Origin of the sequence: Amphibacillus sp. Q70, assembly GCF_052055485.1 — a bacterium.
Lineage (GTDB): Bacteria > Bacillota > Bacilli > Bacillales > Amphibacillaceae > Amphibacillus.
Map to the genome: position 1 here is coordinate 238,571 of NZ_CP197171.1, position 18,636 is coordinate 257,206.

The following is an 18,636-nucleotide window of genomic DNA, read 5'->3' on the forward strand; positions in this document are numbered from 1 at the left end:
GTCCCTATTCGACATTTCGGATTGAGGATTTGTTTGAAATGTATGATAGAAGGGCTCTATACGTCATTTCAGCTTGAGATTTCGTTTAAAATGTATGATAGAAGGGCCCTATTCGACATTTCAGATTGAGGATTTCGTTTGAAATGTATGATAGAAGGGCTCTATACGTCATTTCAGCTTGAGATTTCGTTTAAAATGTATGATAGAAGGGCCCTATTCGACATTTCAGATTGAGGATTCGTTTGAAATGTATGATAGAAGAGCTCTATACGTCATTTCAGCTTGAGATTTCGTTTAAAATGTGCGATAGAAGGTCCCTATTCGACATTTCAGATTGAGGATTTCGTTTGAAATGTATGATAGAAGAGCTCTATACATCATTTCAGCTTGAAATTTCGTTTAAAATGCATGATAGAAGGGCTCTATACATCATTTGGGCTTGAATTGATGATCGAAATATTGGATAGGTGTGTTCAACTTAGTTTTTCTAGATAGGAGTTAACATGGTGAATGAGTTACGATATTCACATAAAGGGTCGCCCTATTATAGATAAGATCCCGCAAAAAGTAGCTGTCACAAGATGTATAGCGTATCCTTTGCAACAGCCTCTAATTCCTCGCAACAATTTTATTAAAATGCTTTATTTTCACGCCAAAAAAACGGCATATAAAATCTTATCCAACGATACAAAATGATCTCAAACAACTAAATAGCTGTTTGAAACCACTTTGCAAAAAAATCAATATCTTATTAGTTAATTACCAGTTTCCTCTTGCCAAACTTGTGCTAATACTTGTTTGAATTGAGCAGGTGGCTGTGCACCAGAAACGGCATACTTATTATTAAATACATAGAAAGGTACACCTTTAACACCAAGTTGACCAGCTTCTTGGATATCTTGATTTACCTTATCCGTATATTTCTCCGCTTGTATACTCTGGCGAATCGCTTCTCCCTCAAGCCCTAACTCCTCTGCTAGTCGAATGATTGTCTCATCATCACTCAACAACTCACCTTCAGCAAAGTGTGCAGCATAAAACCTTTTAAAGAATTCATTTCCTTTGCCTTGTTCCTTAGCGTACTGAAAAGCATGGTGTGCAGGAATCGTGCTAGAAAATTTTGCTGTATCATAATCAATAACTAGACCTGCATTTTCTGCCATGTTTACAACATTTTCAAACATTCCTCTCGCCTCTTCTACAGATATGCCTTTCATATTGGCAAATGTTTGATAATAGTCTTCATTTGGATCATGGACAGCATCTGGTGAGAGAAGAAAACTTTTATATTCAAATTCCACTTCATCTGCATGTTGAAAATCAACTAATGCTTCTTGCAAATGAGCTTCACCTATATAACAAAACGGGCACATGAAATCAGACCAGATTGTTATTTTCATTCGTTTTTCTCCTCTTCTTGAGTGACTGGACCACAAACTCCAGTTTCTATATCACATACAAAAGCATCTGAATCAGCAAAATCAAGAGATTTTAATTCTTGAATTGGCTTAAGATTAAAAGCAGTTTTTGCTTGGAAATCATTCTCTTTTAAAGCTTGTTTTTTCTCTGCCATCTTGCACCCTCCTTGTTATTCTAATTCACATTCAAATTGAGAAATATCATTGAATTTCACATAATTATTTATGCAAAATCTTCTTCATTAGCTATGTTTGATTCTATTATAGATGATTTCTCTTAGTGATTAACAATCATGTGCTCATTTAATGGCAGGAGTTTGGATTTTAATAAAAAATACAATCGATGACAAATATCTTAGGAAAATGTCATAGTTCACCCTCGCCTTTCCAAAAGACAAAGGCTAAATATCAAATCGATCGAAATCAACGCAATAGGCAACTTGATCTGATCAGCAACATAGCCTTATCCTTTCCAATGGTAGCAAATAGCAGTTGAGTTTCATTCACTGTATTTTCTAACCAATCAAGTCATTAGTTCTTTTCTTCCCTAATCCCTCAATATTAGCTAGATTTTGAGTGGGAAAATTTAAAGCTAGCAACGACTGTGGCTGATCCGGTTACTGTAGAAATTGAAAGTAGCCCGATTTTTTTACTGATTCTATTAACATCCATTACATACACCGTACTTCCTTATTTATTTGACGGTAACCAATTCATTAGAACCTCAGTCGATCAATTATTATATCCTAGCTTCTGTTTTAAAATAGTCAAAACACCCTCATCATCGTTAGACGGAGCAACATGTTCAGCGATTTTCAAAACTTCTGGACTAGCATTGGCCATGGCATAGCCATAACCAGCATATTTCAACATCTCTATATCATTTCCCCCATCACCAAAAGCGATGATATCAGATGATGGTATTCCCCAATTCTTTTGTAATAAACTCAAACCATTCGCTTTATGTAAACCTGGGATAATTAAGTCAATTGATCTATTCCCACTCGAAACAGCAGAAACTTCACCAGCTAGCTGTTCATTTATCTTTTTCAAATAATGATTTGTTTCTTCTTCCGGAACGGCTATAGCAAATTTAAAAAGTTTATCATTTTTCACTTCACGTAATGAGTTAACAGACTCCAAACGATGATAGTACTTTGCCATATGTTTTTTAAACTGCGCTGATTCTGATTCCAGAATATAAGCACTTTTCCGACCACAAAGAACAATGTGAACATTTTCTTGATCAAGAAGAAGATCTAAAACTTTTTCAACTACATGAGGAGACATTTGACCACAAAAAATTTCTTTTCCTTCCTCAATGACGAGCGCACCATTTTCAGCGACAAATGATAATTCATGATGGATGTCAGGGAAGAAAGATCTCAACTGGTAATATTGGTTTCCACTAGCCACAACAAATTTGATCTTTTCCGCTTTTACTTTTGAATAAATCTCTGTGAAAAGCTCCTTGTTGTATGCACTTTTTGAATTTAAAAACGTTCCATCCATGTCGACCGCAATCATTTTTAACATTAATTATCCCTCCATATTTGCCTAGCCATTTACAATCATTTACTAAAGCAACATTATAAATGTGGTTTAATAAGTTGTCAATCAGCAGTAGTAAACAAAACTTTTCAACTTAAATTTTCTCTATTTAAGAATATTAATTAGCAGGCAACAACACCCTAAGGTTAGCAGGTTTTAGAACACAATCTAAAACAAATGATAACAGATTAAATAAAAATATTTTTATTGATAAAAACTTTTTCAGTTTTTAAAGGGTATATAGAGTAGAGGCGTTTAAAAGGGAGGTTGGCACTTTTGTTTGACCGGGATATAAAACTGATGAAAAAAATAAATAAAGGCAACAAGCATGCGTTTAAAAAATTATACGACAGCTATGCAGATTATGCCCTTCGTACAGCTTATGGCATCACAAAAAACAAACATGATGCAGCAGATATTGTTCAGGAAACCTTTATCAAGGTGTTTCGAAATGCGGGGTCTTTTGATATGACTAGGCCTTTCAAGCCCTGGTTCTATCAAATACTGGTTAATGAGGCAAGAAGGTTTATAAAAAAACAATCTAAGCAAGCAATTCCTGTCGATACGGAGGAAACATTAGATTTTTTTCATCAGACAAAAGAAACAAAGGGGGATTTGATCCTTGATCTTGAAGCATTGGATCCAAATGATCGAACCATTCTTATTTTAAAATATATCAATGGATTTAAAGAAAAAGAAATTGCCGAAATGCTGAAACTGAATATAAACACAGTGAAATCAAGACTTTATAAAGCAAGACGACGGTTAAAATCAGCCATGGGAGGTGAAGATGATGAAAAATGATAAGCATGTTGATAAAGAACTCAAAAAAACATTGCTGAAACAAACGGATATTGAACCAGATTTGAAAGAACAAACATGGAGCAATATTCATCAAGAACTTTTTCCATCGGACCCTTCAGAGAAAATAACCAAAACACGAAAAAGGTGGATTTCTGGACTTGCTGTAACTGCTGCTATCTTGTTTCTATCACTAGGTATCATGACAGATACGGGGCAAGCCATGCTCAAAAATCTAAGAGATATGTTTGTCGATGAAAAACAGGAAGAAATCGAATTAGAAGGTCAGAAAGAACCGACAGACGTTCATTTGGAAACAAACGAGGAACTGAATTACATCATCTACATTGACGAAGAGCGATATCAAATGGAAGAAATCGATGGTCGTGATCGAATTGTCACAAAAGAACCTCTTAGTGATGAATACCCTGATGTTTACATGGAAATTCATCGAGAAGAAGACACCACAACAGAAGAAACCATGGAAGCAATAAAGTCAGATATCGAAGCAGAAGGATTGGAAATTTCGAATGAAGAACGGGTAGATAACCCAATAGAAGCTGAAATCGTACAAGGAATGGGCGGAGAACATGGGGAGATTGGACACGAGTGGGATACCCCGATTCACCGATATTATGTAACGGATGAAGTAGAAGGGCAAGTATTTGTCATTAAGCAAGTGTATTTTTTAGAAGCGGCAGAAGGACATGGGGCAAGATTTGACTCCATGCTCGAAAGCTTTGAAATAGTTAGGGGAGGAAATTAAAGCAATGAATGGATTTGTCGGCGTATTACTCAAACAAGATGAATTAAAATTTAGTCAAGCACACTTACAAGCAATTAAAGAATCTAGTATGGCACAAGATACTAGCGATTATTACCAGGATTCCCAAATGGTGCTCTCTTCTAGAAAATCGCCTCAGAAGAAGAACAGTTCCCAGATTAAGATGGAAAATGAAACTTGTACCAAACAGGAAAACCAACATGTAGCACAACAAGAAGATGCTGTGTCAACCAGCCAAGATAACTATCATGAAACTCAATCAGCTCTTTCTGTATTGACCAAACAGGAGCAATTCAATGAAACGCAACCTTTCTCTTTTGCTGAGGGACGGTACTGGTTGGTGTGGGACGGGGAAATCTATAATACTAGTACTTTAAGAAAACAACTACAGAAAAAAGACTATCATTTTCAAACCCATTCAGAGATGGAAACCATTGCTGCCCTTTTTCTCGAAAAAGGTGTTTCTGCTTTTGAAGAACTTCGGGGCAAGTTCGCCATCCTAATATGGGATAAAGAGGAAAAGAAATTATATGGTGCCAGAGATGTATTTGGGATAAAGCCACTCTATTATATGGAAAATGAATACGATATCGTATTTGCATCAGAAAAAAAATCGATTTCATTACTGAATCAGCAAAATAAGCTTGATCGAAAAGCATTCCAGCATTATTTATCCTTTCAGTATGTACCAGAGCCGCTGACAATGACAGAAGGTATCAATAAATTGGAAGCAGGACATTTTTTTATCAAAGAATGGCAGGGCACCATCGAAAAACATCGATATTTTCATACAGCATTTGAGCCAGTTCAGACTAATGAAAATCAGATCATACGACGCATTCAAGAGGTGCTTTTTGATTCGGTTAATGTTCACTTGCAAGGCGATACTTCTATCGGCTCTTTTCTTTCCGGGGGCATTGATTCAACAATGATTGCGGCGATGGCTAAACAAATCGATCCAAATATCAAGACCTTTTCCGTTGGCTTTGATCAGGCTGGCTATTCAGAGATCGATATAGCTAAACGAACGGCGGAAGAACTAGATATAGAAAACATTACACGTGTTGTATCACCAGAGGAATATATTGATCAGCTCCCAAAAATTATCTGGCATTTAGAGGATCCACTAGCAGATCCCGCTTGCATTCCTCTTTATTTTATAAGTGAGAAAGCAAAAAAACATGTAGATACCGTCCTCTCCGGTGAAGGAGCTGATGAATTATTTGGAGGGTACACGATATATCGCGAACCAAAAGCTCTTAAGTTTTTCGAATATTTACCTGACAAACTGCTACAAGCCATCAATAAGCTTGCAACTATTTTCCCAGAAGGCATGCGAGGAAAAAGTTTTCTAGAAAGAGGGACCACTGCCTTAAGAGAAAGATATATTGGAAATGCCAAAATCTTTGAAGAAGCAGAAAAGGCTAAAATATTAAATGACTATGATCCAAAAACAACCTATCAGTCATGGACTTCTAAGCTATTTGATCGAGTGGAAGGAATGGATCCTGTTGAGCAAATGCAGTATATCGATATACATACATGGCTAACAGGCGATATATTATTAAAAGCAGAAAAAATGACAAAAGCACATGGGTTAGAGATTCGCTCGCCATTTTTGGATAAAGAAGTGTTTCATGTGGCAAGAAGTATTTCTGTTGATGAGAAGATAGCGGATGGCACAACGAAAGCCATTTTAAGAAAAGCGATGAAAGACATTGTTCCTGAGCATGTTATCAATCAGAAAAAACTAGGATTTCCTGTTCCAATAAAATATTGGTTGCGCAACGAATTATACTCTTGGGCAAAAAATGTCATCTCAAAGAGTCGAACAGATGATATCATTGATAAAACTGTCATATTAGAATTATTGAACCGCCATGCAAGTGGAAAACAGGACTATTCAAGGAAAATTTGGACTGTGCTTATGTTTATGCTATGGCATCAGGTTTTTATCGAGAATGAATATAATTTTGAAGATATTAGTAGCGACATCAATTAAAAAATAACTTGTCATCCCTTTTTAGGTATTTGTGTAGTATAGCTCCTTTATAAAACGAAACTTCAATCAGTGGGAGTTTTCGCTCTTCTCCCACTGATTGTTTAGTTGAGTGATTCAGGACATTAGCGTCCGTTATCTCCCGCCTAGCTAAATCAACTTACTTCTTTCTTCTATTTTGAGGCAGGAGTTTTACGGACGGTTATCTGTGATAAATAACCTATTTTAGAAAGGATGACAAGTTTTTTTATTTTTACCTATGACTTCGAAGCTTTTTTCTGAAAAAGTAGCCTATCAGAAGAGCAACAATGGCAACCAAGCCATACAGAACAAGATATACGAGGGCTGAATCATTCCAAACGATAAAGCAGGACAATACATAAAGGCTAATCATTATAAGCAGATTAATCCAGTCAAATCCATATTTATATGTGATGTAACAAGTGACAAAAAAGACAGCGTTTGAATTGATCAGAATTAAATTAACGATAACGATCCCAAATCCATCATCAATTTGCCCTATTAGAAGATAGGGGGCGATAAAAAAGGCTAAAAGATAAATGAATAAAGGCAACCCATATTTGCGTAAACTGTTCATGTTGACACTCCCTTTTAATTGAAAATGAATAATAATAATGTATACAACACAATAACAAGGAACAAGGTAGAACCAAGAATAAAACGAAACTTCAATCAGTGGGAGTTTTCGCTCTTCTCCCACTGATTGTTTAGTTGAGTGATTCAGGACATTAGCGTCCGTTATCTCCCGCCTAGCTAAATCAACTTACTTCTTTCTTCTATTTTGAGGCAGGAGTTTTACGGACGGTTATCTGTGATAAAAAGCAGGGATTTTTTATTGATACGTTTAATGTGAGCTTGCTTTAATTCATCCCCCACTTCATCTACCCTCCCGAATTTATCCAAAGTTAATTGTAAAGCTTCTTCCTCATTGGAAGAGATTTCTCGATGCTCTTCGTAAGCTTCTAATAAATTACTATATATTTCTTTTTCTGCCTCTTTACGTTCGAGCGGATCGCTAATGGAACTAGACATTTTTTTGGCATATCGTTTTAACTCATCCATTGTTTAACCCTCCAGCAGATTGTTTGTCACAGTTTCAAGATGACGCCATTTACCAACCAGTATTGATAATGTGTCTTTTCCCTGCTCTGTGATTTGATAATACTTTCTTTTTCTCCCCGTATCGCTTTCTTTCCAATAACCTTTAATATCCTTTGATTGTTCAAAACTATGAAGGATAGGATAAAGCGTTCCTTCTTTAATGGATACTTCTCCCTCTGTCTGTTGATGAAGTTTTTTTACTAAAGCATAACCATATAGATCTTCAGTATTAATTAATTTTAAAACTAAAATTTTAAGAATCCCTTTTAGCATTTCACGTTCAATCATATACATCACCTAACTATATATATAGTATTACTATGCATATATATAGTATCACTATGTATGAAGTGGGTCAATAGATATTTATCCTTATAATGGAGGCAAACGCCATGTTAGCCTATCATTATATTCAATTGTGAAGAAAAATTTTCACTTATTGAGTCTCATTGAATTTCCTTCACTAATTAGGGGAAGAGGAAGTTGTTATTTCAGTAATGATATAAAAAGGTTCATTAACATTTTGAGGATTGTCATATTAAAAGGAACTAAATCTAAATAAGAATCTGTAGCAAAATAGATTAGGTTAACTGATCCATAGAGCTGTTGCTCACCCCTCAATAACTATTTGCAAGAATATCGAAAACAATATATCTTTGATAACCTTAAATCTCATCTAGAAAAGCTGGATAACTTATTGCTTTCGATAAAGAAACTAATGGTATAATGTCATTAAAGAAATAGTGAGGAGAAGCAGATGACTGTTCTTAACTTACATCAATTATTTGAACGAATGTTAGAGGAAATGGGACCACAAGGCTGGTGGCCGGCTGAAACAAAAGAAGAAATAATACTAGGAGCAATTCTTGTCCAAAACACAGCTTGGGACAATGTTGAAAGATCATTAGCAAACATTCAGACATTGACTGCTTTTCAGCCTGACAAGATTTTAAACTTGGATACTGCCACTTTGATAGAACTTATTCGGCCTAGCGGTTTTTATAAAAATAAAAGTAAAGCCATTTTAGAAATATTTCAATGGCTAAGCCATCACAACTTTGATTTTGATCAAATAAAGCAACGATATGGTAGTGATTTGCGTAAAGAATTGCTGTCCTTACATGGGGTTGGTGAAGAAACAGCAGACGTCTTATTGCTGTATGTATTTGACGAACCCGTATTTATTGCTGATAAATATGCGCAAAAATTATTTATCTCTCTTGGTCAACCCGCAATTAATAATTATCGTCAGCTAAAAAAAAGAGTCTACCAATTTCATGAGTTTACTCTAGAAGAAGCTCAGGAATTTCACGGGCTCATTGATGAATTCGGTAAAGTCTATTTAAAAAAAGAACAGGATTTTTCAAAAAGCTTCTTAGCTGACCATACCTTAAAGTTAGATTGACTACTCTTTTATGATTATAGTTGCTTTAAAGCCTTATCGAAGAAAAATAGCTCTCACTCATTTTTAGCAGTATTTTCAGTGATCTGATCAAGGTGACTAATATTCAATAAATACTGATATAGAAGTTCTAATTTGATGTCTATTAAAAATTGTCTCTCAGTTAACACTGCCTTTAGCTTACCTGTTAGGTTTTGATAGTAAGCTTTCAAAAAAAACTGCTTTGGAATCAACTAAATCCAAAAAACTAAACCCTTTTTCATAACTGTTTTTATCAGCGGAGTAGAAGCCGTAGAAACGGGTAATATCTACTGCATAAGAGCCCAATCGTCCGTAACCCCAATCAATAATCGTAATCTCTCCATTCTCAGAAAGAACATTAATTGGCAATAAATCATCGTGAATAAAAGTCAGAGGAATTGTCTGTTGCCGATCCAAATAGGGTTGATACGCTTCTTTTAAAAGAGGGCTTTCTTTCCCCTTTATGTCTGATAAATTCGTGATTCTCTCCATCAGTTGTTGTTACTCCACTTCAACAAACCACCTTTTTCGAACATAAAACTGCTGTTTTCCGAGCCTAGACATCAAAGGAGCTGTCGATTTACAACAGCTCCTTCTTTAAAAATTTATTCTAAAACTTCCCCATTACTTTCAATCACTTGCTTATACCAGTCAAAGCTATCTTTCTTTATTCTTTTCTTGCTACCTTTTCCATAATCATCTTGATCAACGTAGATAAAACCATATCGTTTAGACATTTCAGAGGAGGAACAACTAATAATATCAATCGGCCCCCATGCATAATAGCCTCTTAAATCAACTCCATCCTTGATTGCTTCACCCATTTGCTCAACATGTGCTCTCAAATAATCAATTCGATAATCATCATGAATTTTACCGTCTACTAATTCATCATAATAGCCAACACCGTTTTCCGTAATATAAATTGGACACTGATAACGATCATAAAATTGATTCAACATTGTACGGAGTCCAACCGGATCAATCGACCATCCCCAAGGATTGGCATCTAATGCAGGGTTTCGTTTTGCCTCTTTACCATTATTAAAGCTATCCTCATCTACTATGCGTGTATAGTAGTATGAGAAACTCATAAAGTCAGCTGTATTTTTGAGCGCTTCTTCATCACCATCATAGAATTTAACATTAACTCCTATATCATCAAAATATCTGAAGGCATATCCTGGATAATATCCACGAAGTAAAACATCAGCAAAGAAATATTCCATTTGATTGCTTCGAACAGTAGCTAGAACATCCTTAGGATTTGAGCTAGCAGCATACTCTGGACCACCACAAAGCATCATGCCAATTTCTAGATCAGCGTACTTATCACGAGCATACTTTGTCGCTAGCCCACAAGCTACCATTTCATTATGGACACCTTGATATTTTGCTTCCAGTAAATTCTCTACTTTGTCAGCGGGAATTCCGAGATGATTAAAGGATTCAAAAGCAATGAGATTAATTTGATTTATAATAATCCACTTTTTAACTTTATTGTGATAACGATCAAAAACAACTTTGCAAAATTTCACAAAATGATCGACGACTTCACGATCATACCATCCTCGATACTCTAAGGTAAGATTAATCGGCATTTCATAATGTGAGATGGTTAACATCGGCTCCATGCCAAGTTCTATTATCGTATCAATAAGGTCATCATAAAATTGCAAGCCTTTTTCATTTGGCTCGGCTTCCGTTCCATTGGGGAAAATTCTTGCCCAGGCAATTGACGTACGGAATGTCTTTAAACCCATTCCGGCAAGGAGTTTCAAATCTTCTTTATACGTATGATAGAAATCGATTCCCCATCTCTTTGGGAAAATACGATCTTCAGCTGCTAAAAGTTCTTTCACTTGATCTGTCGTCATCTCTAAATTTGATTTTTGATCGACGGGTATATCATCACGAAACTCATTTATATCAGCAATACTAAGTCCCTTTCCATCAACATCAAAAGCACCCTCAGCTTGGTTCGCAGCAATGGCACCACCCCATAGAAAATTCTCTGGAAATACACTATTTTTATTTTTCATCTTGTATCAGTCTCCTCTACTGTTTCTAGTTTTGTCAACCGTTTCTCTAACTTGTTGATTCTTTGATTATAATGATCCATAATGTTTATCAACCGTTTCGCAATATTTAATTCGCTATAAATCGTCATTAGGGTATCTTGAGCATGAGCAAATAATACAGAATATTCAGCTGGGTCTCCTTGTGTCTCAGAGGAAATGGCGTTTGTCTGTATTTTATGCGCTTGTACAATATCTTGATTGGCTAGTTCCATCTCATGTTTAGCTAATTCAATATCTGACACTTCTAAATATTTTAGTGCCTTTGTACAATGTGCACGTGCATTACCAGCGTGTAAAATAATATTCATTGCTTCCTGAACTCTTTTGTCTGAAACCATAGTGACCCTCCCTTCCTTTTACTTACCTTCCTATAAAATACGTTCTTGATCAGTGAAACATTTTACCTTCAAATCTTTGTTGCATTTAACGATAAAGCTTTTTTAAAAAAGCTTGTCGCCCCGCTTTACTCATGCTATATCAGTATAAGAAAATTATAAGTAAATACGGGGTGCTATTTTAAAAACCACATTTCTAAATATATCTATACCAAATTTTAAGCATCTGCTTGCTCTTTAGCAACCTCTTGTTTTTCATAAAGTTTAAAGAACGGATACCAAAGTACGGTCGCTACTCCAACACAGATAAGCATTAAAATGATTCCCGTAATCGATTGGGTCGTTATCCATGTTGAAATAGGGAATGGCATGTACCACAAGTCAAAGAGAATGTTTGGAATCGGTGCAAAGGGGATCGTTTTAGTCCCTATCCAAACAATAAAAGGTAGTAATGCACCAATGATCCACATCGGAATCATCATAATCGGATTCCAAACGACTGTACCAAAAATGACAGGTTCATTAATATTGAAGATACTTGGAACGATTGATGCTCGTCCTAATGCCTTCAATTTCGCACTTTTAGAAAACGCCAACATAAACACTAAAGGTAAGGTCGCACCAATCCCACCTACCCACATATAAGCTGAAAAGATGGTTTCAGATGTCACAATATTACTAGCTCCTTGCGTTAAGTTAGCAGTAATAGCAGCCAAGAATACTGGCTTAGTCACGGGTTGTAAAACCCAGCTTGAGATTCCCATTGAATAAAGAACCGTAAAAATTAATGTCAATAAGGAAAAGCCCCACGGTGTTTCGATAATATTAGCTAATGGCATAAATAGTCTCAAAATAGCGTTATATAAATCAAAACCAATTAAACTTGTATCCGTTAAGACCCAAACGATTACTAAGATAACCCCAATTGGCAACATGGCATCAAACCACTGACGAACGAAATCTGGTATTACAGATTCTTCTTTAAAAAATGAAAACTTTCCGAATAACTCCATGATGAGACCAGCAAAAATCCCTGCGACAATCGCAACAAACATTCCACCAGCCCCTAAAGCCTCGTGCCCGAAGCCTACATGACCATCTAAAAGCACCTGTGGTGTGATAATCATAAGAAAACTTATGAGTCCGCTACACCCGGCAATAAAGCGTTGTTTTCTTAATCTTTTTTTCTCCATAAGATTGAATGGAATCAGAAAAGCAATTAAGAGAGAGAGCATCCCCATCGTCCAGCCAAATGGTGCCCAGAAATTAGGCCACCATGCGATTTCAAAGATATCACCAGGAATGGTTAACATGGTAAAAAGTGAACCTAAGAAAATAAATGGAAGTAATTGCATAATTGAATCTTTGAGTGTAATAATCCAAACATTATGATTGATCTTGCTCATTTTAGGTGCAAATGATTCTTCTAACCATTTAACAAACCTATTCATTTTAAACATCCTTTCTTTTTAGAGAATTTTAGACATAAATGAATTTAATAACTAACCATGCACAAAGAATGTATATCGAAAGCTGACCTTTACTCATCTTCCTTTCGAAGCTTACCCAAATAGGCTAGAAAAGTGTCAAAAGGTCATCTAACGCTGCCTCACCATTCAACGTTGAATAATATTCTGGTTTCATAAGTAATACTTTTACAGGGCGATCTTGTAAATAATCTTCTATTTCATCTAAAATATAAGCTAAATGCGGACCGATCATTAAAGCATCAATTTCATCCATATAATTCTCAATCTCTGCCTCACCACGTGCTTTAATGCTAATCTCTAAATTCCGGCCTGTTGCTGCCTTTCGAACATTTGATGCCATAAAGCCTGAACTAGCACCGGATCCACATACTAATAATACATTTAATTTTTTCATTAAAATCAGTTCCTTTCCTTTATTTTTTAATGATAGCGTTTTCTATAAAATGAGTATATAATAGACTTGCACCGTAAACAAACCTAATTTTGCACCCTAATAGTGCAAAATAATAATGATGTTTTTTATTGCAATAAAAGAAATCAGAAAAAACCAAAAATAGAGGATACTTATTCTCCTGCTATTTTGCAATATAATCACAGCACAAGGGGGCATTTATTACATGAAAAGAAATGAAGAAAAAGTAGCGCAACTATTAGTTAGTCAACCGAATGATTGGATAACAGCAAAGGAAATTAGTGATGAACTCGGTTTCTCAATAAGAAGTGTCAAAACCTACATTAAAGAAATTAATACAATTCATGATAATGCTATATTCTCCTCTAGGAAAGGATACAAGGCAAATTTATCAACTCTATCCGCTATATCAGACACATCAAAAAGGACCATTGCTGAAACACAAGATGAACGAATTGCATTGCTGTTAAAAAAACTAATTGATGCAACAAGACCGCTCGATATTTATGAGATTAGTGACTTCTTTTTTATTTCAGAAACGACAGCCCGGGCAGATCTTAATACCGCTAAGCAACTAGTCAAAAAAAGAGCGTTAACGATCCATTCTCACAGAAACCAAATCTATCTAGAAGGTAGTGAAAGAAACAAGAGGATGCTACTTAATGATTTATTTAATTCCGAAGTAGCTACTGCCCTATTTAGTTTTGATACGATGAGGAGCTTTTACGGGGAAGAAAAAGCAGAAGCAATAAGAGAAATTGTGATCAATACTTTCTTTGAACACACGTATTTCACCAATGACTATTTACTGAATAATATTGTTTTGCATATCGCTATTGCTCTAGAACGAATTACCTTAAATCTTCATCTTGATACAAAGGTGAAACCTATGATCGTAGATGATACATCCTTCCATATTGCAAAAGAAATTTCAAAGAAAATCGAAGAAAAATATCAAGTGGAGTATATTGAAAATGAAGTGAATGATCTGGCGATATTGATTGGGAGTAGTACAAATGCCGTCAATTATATGCATATTGATCTCGATAAGATAGAAGAAATTGTTGGACAAGACACAATGACCTTAATTGAAGAAATTATTGAAGAAGTTCGAGGAAACTATTACATCAATCTAAATGACTCAAATTTTAAAGTCAGATTCGCATTGCACATTAAAAATCTTATTTTACGTTTAAAGCATGGGACAAAGATTAAAAATCCAATGACTAAAACAATAAAAAGGGAATGTCCACTGATCTATGATTGTGCAGTAAGTGTTTCCTCTATCATAGAAGATAAGATTGGCATCCAACTATCAGATGATGAAATCGCCTACTTATCTTTTCATTTAGGTTACGTATTGGAATCATACAATGACGTTAACAGGAAAATCAATTACTGCTTATTATCTCCTGTTTACTATAATATGAATAAAGAAATCATCAGTAAGTTAAGTACTTATTTTGGTGAAGATTTGTCGATTCAAAATGTCCTAACAGATGAAAAGGATTTAAGAATGATTAACTGCGACCTTATTATTAGTACAATCCAGTTAAATGTTATTTCCGAAACACCTTGTGTTTTTATTAATCCCTTTATTGGAGAAAAGGACAAGAAGAACATAGGTAATATAATCAATGAGATTCAAAAACAAAGAGAGACAAATAGCTTTAAAGATAATTTAAAATCAGTTATTTCAAAAAGGATTTTCACAATAGATAATCAAGTGGCTTCTAAGGAACAAGCGATTCAAACAGCATGTGATCTAATGTTCCAAAACGGCTATTGCGATGAGAATTATATCAATGAAGTGATAAAAAGAGAGAGACTTTCATCTACTGCCTTTGGTAAAATAGCTATCCCACACTCGATGAAAATGAATGGTTTAAATACAGGGATGAGTATCATCATTAATCCAGAAGGTATAAAATGGGATGATCAGAAAATTTATATTGTTCTGTTACTATGTATTCAAAAGAATGATAAACGCATTTACCATGAAATCTTTGACAAATTATCGGATGTACTCACAGTTGATTCAATCGTTCAAAAATTAATCTCTGTAAAAGATTATGATTCATTTATAGAGACATTATTTAAATATTTATAAGTGACAATCCACGTTTACAAAAACAAATCGGCTCATTTGCATCTCGCATTCTTATTTTAGGTGGAGTAATCATGGGATTGTCTGCCTTTCTTCCGGGTGTCTATCCTATCATTAGCATGATTGTGATCATCGTGGTTATTGCAGTAACAGCTCATATCGGAGTCACTCATTTAAAGAAAAAATATCAAAGTCATTAAGCAGCACAATTAATTGTTTTTGAACTTATCAAGTGAATGCTTTCCACCTATCTTTCTTACTAAAAAACAAGCGGTTTTTACTAGTTTATTAGGACTTTTAAAATGAAGAATAAGTTGAATGGTAGCCCAAAATACTGTCATGAACATTAGAAAACCTCTAAAATCCTTGAAGGATAAAGTTTTAGAAGTTTACTCCTGCTTCTCTTATTCCATTTATGATCGAATCTTTCTTAAACATCTAGATACTTCACGCATTCTATTGTTATGGTATAATAACCAACGAAATTGTTCTTTCTCTATGATGATTATTTTGTGATTCATGATAATATTTATGAATCAGATCATTGAGATCTGATTGGAAATTCTCAAATTCAGATTCTCCTAAATTTAACTTAGAAATCGAGAAAGTTGAATGATCTTTTTTATCACCAAGTGTTTGATGATAATTTTGGTAAGCCTGTAAGATATACATAAAATAATAAGTGACAAAGTTCACCTTTTCATCATAACTTGCTTGCTCCCACTCGTCTTCATCAATTTTGTAACCTTTAGCGTTTATAGCGTAAAAACTCTCTTCTCCTGAACGAGTTTTCTTTTTCTTTACAATTTTTAATAACCCATCTTCAAACATAGCATTTACGTGTCTATATAACGTGGCCTGGGGTATATCTACTAATAATTGATTGAGTTGCATGATTGATAACCCATCTTCTTTATCGATTAATTCTAATGCTATTTTAAAACGGGTTTGGTTTTTAAATAATCTGAACTCCATATCTTTCACCTCATTTTTATCATGTTATTAACCGTTCATAACATCCTATCTTCAATTTTAAAAAATTACAATGGGGCTTACTAAAATAAGAGATTGAATTGGCTATCCATACTGATAGGTTTCGTTAATCCATCAGTAAAAATAAAATATGCCCATTGCTGGCCATTTGACTTTATAATAATAATAATTGATTTTCAAATAAATGTACACTATAATTATCATTATCAATAATGATAATTATAGGAGGATATTTTTATGAATACAGATATGAGTACCTTATATCAAATAGATTGGGGCACGATTTTACCATTAGTCATTCCCATTTTGATTTTACACTTGTTACTTTTAGCTGTTGCTTTATTCGATTTATATCATCGTAGAGACCTTGTTAATCGTCCCATCATTTGGCTGATCATTATCTTGTTACTTAACACTGTCGGCCCCCTTATTTATCTGATTATCGGAAGGAGAATGCTGAAAAATGATCAACATAGATAATGTGAATAAGTCTTTTGGAAGCAGACAAATATTAAAGAATATTACCTTTGATATTGCAGAAGGTGAATGTATCGGCTTATTAGGACCTAATGGCGCTGGTAAAACGACTTTGATTAAGTGTATGACCGGAATCATAAATTACGAAGAAGGAAAAATCACCTTTAATGAAAAGAACATTTTAAACTTTAAAAATGATATAGGATATTTGTCGCAGAACACAGATTTTAAACAATGGATGACTTGTGAAGAATCATTAAGATTCTTTGGTAGCTTATCCGGCTTAAGTAAGGCTTATCTTAATGAACATATTAATGATGTACTTAGAGACGTCGGATTACAAAACAAAAATAAATATAAAGTGGAAGAACTATCGGGAGGAATGAAACAAAGATTAGGAATTGCCCAAGCCATTTTACACCGTCCAAAATTTTTAATTTTAGATGAGCCCGTTTCAGCACTTGATCCAGTTGGCAGAAATGAAATTAAGAATTTAATAAAAAAATTAAAAGCCTATACGACGGTTCTTATATCTACCCATATTCTAGATGATGCCAATGAGTTTTGTGATCGTTTTATCATTATAAAAAATGGAAAAATCATTGGTAATATAACTAACCATGATGAAACGGTAAACAAAAAACAAGTATATTTTCAAATTAATTTAAATGAATCTACTACAGCAAAGATAAAATTAACTGAACCCTATACTTTGCAAGAAATACAAGCGGGAGAGTTCTCAGTCACGAGTAATGAGCCCATCATTTTATCTAGTCTGATCGCAGAATTGGATAAAAATAATCTTGATGTGAATTTTATAGCTTATGAGAAAAGAAATTTGGAAAAAATATTTTTAGAGTTGGTGTCGGAAGTATGAGAAATATATCTATCCTATTAAAAGTCGAATTATTAGAAGCAATCAAAAATATTAAACTGATCTGGTTATCATTATTTTTTGCCATTCTGGGCGTCACACAGCCTTTAATTGATAAATATATGGAAGTCATTATTAGAAATTTCGGGGGGATTGAGGGGATTATGATTGATCCAAACGCTTCTGAACCTCAAGCCAATGAAGTCTTACTCGCTACTTTTTCAGGTCAATTTAACCAGATCGGGTTAATCGTACTAATCATTAGTGTTATGGGGATGATAGCCAATGAAAAAAACAGTGGTGTTCAAGGCTTTATCTTCACAAGACCTGTATCCAGTTTAGAATATATCAGTTCAAAACTTTTGGGTAACTGGTTGATCAGTATGGTATGTATCTTAGTCGGTTCATTCGTTTCCTATTATTACACGATTTATCTTTTTGGCTATTATTCTATCACTGATTTCTTATTGTTCCTTGTATTTTATAGCTTATGGATTCTTTTCATTATAAGTATTGTCGTGTTACTAAGTACCATTATAAAAAGTTCGTTATTTATTGGTGTCACTACGATATTATTATCAATGGTTTTTATCTTGGTAGGAAACATTAATGAAAGCTTTTCATTATTCTTACCAAGCGGTGTACTCACATTGGCAGAAAGCCAACTCCTTCAAAGCAATAGTTCCGGTTTTTTGTTAATGATTGCACCGATTATTTATATTGTCATTAATATGTACACAGCAAAAGTGATTATCAAACGGAGCTAAGG

20 protein-coding genes are annotated in these 18,636 nt (G+C 34.5%); 9 read left to right on the forward strand and 11 right to left on the reverse strand.

Annotated features, from left to right (window positions below):
* Window positions 1-755: 755 nt before the first annotated feature.
* The 3 genes from ACS127_RS00990 to ACS127_RS01000 all read right to left on the reverse strand — a co-directional run bounded on the left by ACS127_RS00990 (window position 756) and on the right by ACS127_RS01000 (window position 2,954).
* Complete coding sequence (locus ACS127_RS00990) at window positions 756-1,400, reverse strand: DsbA family oxidoreductase (RefSeq protein WP_440896615.1); 645 nt, start codon at window positions 1,398-1,400, stop codon at window positions 756-758.
* Window positions 1,397-1,573, reverse strand: coding sequence for a hypothetical protein (locus ACS127_RS00995; RefSeq protein ID WP_440896616.1), 177 nt, complete (start codon window positions 1,571-1,573; stop codon window positions 1,397-1,399). The genes ACS127_RS00990 and ACS127_RS00995 overlap by 4 nt, the downstream gene beginning before the upstream one ends.
* Before the next feature lie 577 nt (window positions 1,574-2,150).
* Complete coding sequence (locus ACS127_RS01000) at window positions 2,151-2,954, reverse strand: Cof-type HAD-IIB family hydrolase (RefSeq protein WP_440896617.1); 804 nt, start codon at window positions 2,952-2,954, stop codon at window positions 2,151-2,153.
* 315 nt (window positions 2,955-3,269) lie between these two features.
* Between ACS127_RS01000 and ACS127_RS01005 the strand changes: the two genes are divergently transcribed.
* From ACS127_RS01005 to asnB, 3 genes are read left to right on the forward strand one after another with little or no spacing between them, the layout of a single operon-like run.
* A complete protein-coding gene (locus ACS127_RS01005; protein WP_440896618.1) occupies window positions 3,270-3,773 on the forward strand; it encodes an RNA polymerase sigma factor in 504 nt (167 codons plus the stop codon).
* Window positions 3,763-4,536: a hypothetical protein gene (locus ACS127_RS01010; RefSeq protein WP_440896619.1), complete on the forward strand. Its 774-nt coding sequence runs from the start codon at window positions 3,763-3,765 to the stop codon at window positions 4,534-4,536. The genes ACS127_RS01005 and ACS127_RS01010 overlap by 11 nt, the downstream gene beginning before the upstream one ends.
* A 4-nt stretch (window positions 4,537-4,540) precedes the next feature.
* Complete coding sequence (gene asnB / locus ACS127_RS01015) at window positions 4,541-6,556, forward strand: asparagine synthase (glutamine-hydrolyzing) (RefSeq protein WP_440896620.1); 2,016 nt, start codon at window positions 4,541-4,543, stop codon at window positions 6,554-6,556.
* Between the two features lie 813 nt (window positions 6,557-7,369).
* Here the strand turns inward: asnB and ACS127_RS01020 are convergent.
* Both ACS127_RS01020 and ACS127_RS01025 read right to left on the reverse strand, forming a co-directional pair.
* The gene (locus ACS127_RS01020) at window positions 7,370-7,636 is read right to left on the reverse strand and encodes a hypothetical protein (protein ID WP_440896621.1); all 267 of its coding nucleotides are present in this window, start codon (window positions 7,634-7,636) and stop codon (window positions 7,370-7,372) included.
* A gap of 3 nt (window positions 7,637-7,639) precedes the next feature.
* Window positions 7,640-7,963: a PadR family transcriptional regulator gene (locus ACS127_RS01025; protein WP_440896622.1), complete on the reverse strand. Its 324-nt coding sequence runs from the start codon at window positions 7,961-7,963 to the stop codon at window positions 7,640-7,642.
* Between the two features lie 469 nt (window positions 7,964-8,432).
* On the opposite strand from ACS127_RS01025, the gene ACS127_RS01030 reads away from it, so the two are divergent.
* On the forward strand, window positions 8,433-9,080 hold the full coding sequence (locus ACS127_RS01030) for an endonuclease III domain-containing protein (RefSeq protein WP_440896623.1): 648 nt from the start codon (window positions 8,433-8,435) through the stop codon (window positions 9,078-9,080).
* Between the two features lie 177 nt (window positions 9,081-9,257).
* Here the strand turns inward: ACS127_RS01030 and ACS127_RS01035 are convergent, their stop codons facing one another.
* The 5 genes from ACS127_RS01035 to ACS127_RS01055 all read right to left on the reverse strand — a co-directional run bounded on the left by ACS127_RS01035 (window position 9,258) and on the right by ACS127_RS01055 (window position 13,398).
* Window positions 9,258-9,590 (reverse strand): phosphotransferase family protein, encoded by a 333-nt coding sequence (locus ACS127_RS01035; protein ID WP_440896624.1) that lies wholly within the window; start codon window positions 9,588-9,590, stop codon window positions 9,258-9,260.
* 113 nt (window positions 9,591-9,703) lie between these two features.
* Window positions 9,704-11,140, reverse strand: coding sequence for a glycoside hydrolase family 1 protein (locus ACS127_RS01040; protein WP_440896625.1), 1,437 nt, complete (start codon window positions 11,138-11,140; stop codon window positions 9,704-9,706).
* Entirely contained in the window at window positions 11,137-11,517 is a 381-nt protein-coding gene (locus tag ACS127_RS01045) for a PTS lactose/cellobiose transporter subunit IIA (protein WP_440896626.1), read from the reverse strand. Before ACS127_RS01045 ends, ACS127_RS01040 begins: the two co-directional genes overlap by 4 nt.
* Before the next feature lie 215 nt (window positions 11,518-11,732).
* Window positions 11,733-12,965 carry a PTS sugar transporter subunit IIC gene (locus ACS127_RS01050; protein ID WP_440896627.1) on the reverse strand — a complete coding sequence of 411 codons (1,233 nt, stop codon included), beginning with the start codon at window positions 12,963-12,965 and terminating at the stop codon, window positions 11,733-11,735.
* Between the two features lie 124 nt (window positions 12,966-13,089).
* Window positions 13,090-13,398 carry a PTS sugar transporter subunit IIB gene (locus tag ACS127_RS01055; protein WP_440896628.1) on the reverse strand — a complete coding sequence of 103 codons (309 nt, stop codon included), beginning with the start codon at window positions 13,396-13,398 and terminating at the stop codon, window positions 13,090-13,092.
* Window positions 13,399-13,621: 223 nt separating this feature from the next.
* Between ACS127_RS01055 and ACS127_RS01060 the strand changes: the two genes are divergently transcribed.
* The gene (locus tag ACS127_RS01060; RefSeq protein ID WP_440896629.1) at window positions 13,622-15,526 is read left to right on the forward strand and encodes a BglG family transcription antiterminator; all 1,905 of its coding nucleotides are present in this window, start codon (window positions 13,622-13,624) and stop codon (window positions 15,524-15,526) included.
* 71 nt (window positions 15,527-15,597) lie between these two features.
* On the forward strand, window positions 15,598-15,723 hold the full coding sequence (locus ACS127_RS01065) for a hypothetical protein (protein ID WP_440896630.1): 126 nt from the start codon (window positions 15,598-15,600) through the stop codon (window positions 15,721-15,723).
* 262 nt (window positions 15,724-15,985) lie between these two features.
* Here ACS127_RS01065 and ACS127_RS01070 read toward each other — a convergent pair whose 3' ends face one another.
* A complete protein-coding gene (locus ACS127_RS01070) occupies window positions 15,986-16,498 on the reverse strand; it encodes a transcriptional regulator (RefSeq protein WP_440896631.1) in 513 nt (170 codons plus the stop codon).
* Between the two features lie 255 nt (window positions 16,499-16,753).
* Between ACS127_RS01070 and ACS127_RS01075 the strand changes: the two genes are divergently transcribed.
* Genes ACS127_RS01075 through ACS127_RS01085 form a run of 3 tightly spaced genes read left to right on the forward strand, consistent with a single transcriptional unit; the run spans window position 16,754 to window position 18,634 of the window.
* Entirely contained in the window at window positions 16,754-16,996 is a 243-nt protein-coding gene (locus ACS127_RS01075) for a PLDc N-terminal domain-containing protein (RefSeq protein ID WP_440896632.1), read from the forward strand.
* Complete coding sequence (locus ACS127_RS01080; protein WP_440896633.1) at window positions 16,980-17,870, forward strand: ABC transporter ATP-binding protein; 891 nt, start codon at window positions 16,980-16,982, stop codon at window positions 17,868-17,870. The genes ACS127_RS01075 and ACS127_RS01080 overlap by 17 nt, the downstream gene beginning before the upstream one ends.
* Window positions 17,867-18,634 (forward strand): ABC transporter permease, encoded by a 768-nt coding sequence (locus ACS127_RS01085; protein ID WP_440896634.1) that lies wholly within the window; start codon window positions 17,867-17,869, stop codon window positions 18,632-18,634. The genes ACS127_RS01080 and ACS127_RS01085 overlap by 4 nt, the downstream gene beginning before the upstream one ends.
* The last annotated feature ends 2 nt before the right edge of the window (window positions 18,635-18,636 follow it).

What these genes read in the sequence shown, in the direction of transcription:
- asnB (WP_440896620.1), top strand. Translation starts at nt 4,541, where the DNA reads ATGAATGGATTTGTCGGCGTATTACTCAAACAAGATGAATTAAAATTT.
- ACS127_RS01085 (WP_440896634.1), top strand. Translation starts at nt 17,867, where the DNA reads ATGAGAAATATATCTATCCTATTAAAAGTCGAATTATTAGAAGCAATC.
- ACS127_RS01050 (WP_440896627.1), bottom strand. Translation starts at nt 12,965, where the DNA reads ATGAATAGGTTTGTTAAATGGTTAGAAGAATCATTTGCACCTAAAATG.
- ACS127_RS00990 (WP_440896615.1), bottom strand. Translation starts at nt 1,400, where the DNA reads ATGAAAATAACAATCTGGTCTGATTTCATGTGCCCGTTTTGTTATATA.
- ACS127_RS01005 (WP_440896618.1), top strand. Translation starts at nt 3,270, where the DNA reads ATGAAAAAAATAAATAAAGGCAACAAGCATGCGTTTAAAAAATTATAC.
- ACS127_RS01070 (WP_440896631.1), bottom strand. Translation starts at nt 16,498, where the DNA reads ATGGAGTTCAGATTATTTAAAAACCAAACCCGTTTTAAAATAGCATTA.
- ACS127_RS00995 (WP_440896616.1), bottom strand. Translation starts at nt 1,573, where the DNA reads ATGGCAGAGAAAAAACAAGCTTTAAAAGAGAATGATTTCCAAGCAAAA.
- ACS127_RS01030 (WP_440896623.1), top strand. Translation starts at nt 8,433, where the DNA reads ATGACTGTTCTTAACTTACATCAATTATTTGAACGAATGTTAGAGGAA.
- ACS127_RS01040 (WP_440896625.1), bottom strand. Translation starts at nt 11,140, where the DNA reads ATGAAAAATAAAAATAGTGTATTTCCAGAGAATTTTCTATGGGGTGGT.
- ACS127_RS01065 (WP_440896630.1), top strand. Translation starts at nt 15,598, where the DNA reads ATGGGATTGTCTGCCTTTCTTCCGGGTGTCTATCCTATCATTAGCATG.
- ACS127_RS01010 (WP_440896619.1), top strand. Translation starts at nt 3,763, where the DNA reads ATGAAAAATGATAAGCATGTTGATAAAGAACTCAAAAAAACATTGCTG.
- ACS127_RS01060 (WP_440896629.1), top strand. Translation starts at nt 13,622, where the DNA reads ATGAAAAGAAATGAAGAAAAAGTAGCGCAACTATTAGTTAGTCAACCG.
- ACS127_RS01035 (WP_440896624.1), bottom strand. Translation starts at nt 9,590, where the DNA reads ATGGAGAGAATCACGAATTTATCAGACATAAAGGGGAAAGAAAGCCCT.
- ACS127_RS01025 (WP_440896622.1), bottom strand. Translation starts at nt 7,963, where the DNA reads ATGATTGAACGTGAAATGCTAAAAGGGATTCTTAAAATTTTAGTTTTA.
- ACS127_RS01075 (WP_440896632.1), top strand. Translation starts at nt 16,754, where the DNA reads ATGAATACAGATATGAGTACCTTATATCAAATAGATTGGGGCACGATT.
- ACS127_RS01080 (WP_440896633.1), top strand. Translation starts at nt 16,980, where the DNA reads ATGATCAACATAGATAATGTGAATAAGTCTTTTGGAAGCAGACAAATA.
- ACS127_RS01000 (WP_440896617.1), bottom strand. Translation starts at nt 2,954, where the DNA reads ATGTTAAAAATGATTGCGGTCGACATGGATGGAACGTTTTTAAATTCA.
- ACS127_RS01020 (WP_440896621.1), bottom strand. Translation starts at nt 7,636, where the DNA reads ATGGATGAGTTAAAACGATATGCCAAAAAAATGTCTAGTTCCATTAGC.
- ACS127_RS01055 (WP_440896628.1), bottom strand. Translation starts at nt 13,398, where the DNA reads ATGAAAAAATTAAATGTATTATTAGTATGTGGATCCGGTGCTAGTTCA.
- ACS127_RS01045 (WP_440896626.1), bottom strand. Translation starts at nt 11,517, where the DNA reads ATGGTTTCAGACAAAAGAGTTCAGGAAGCAATGAATATTATTTTACAC.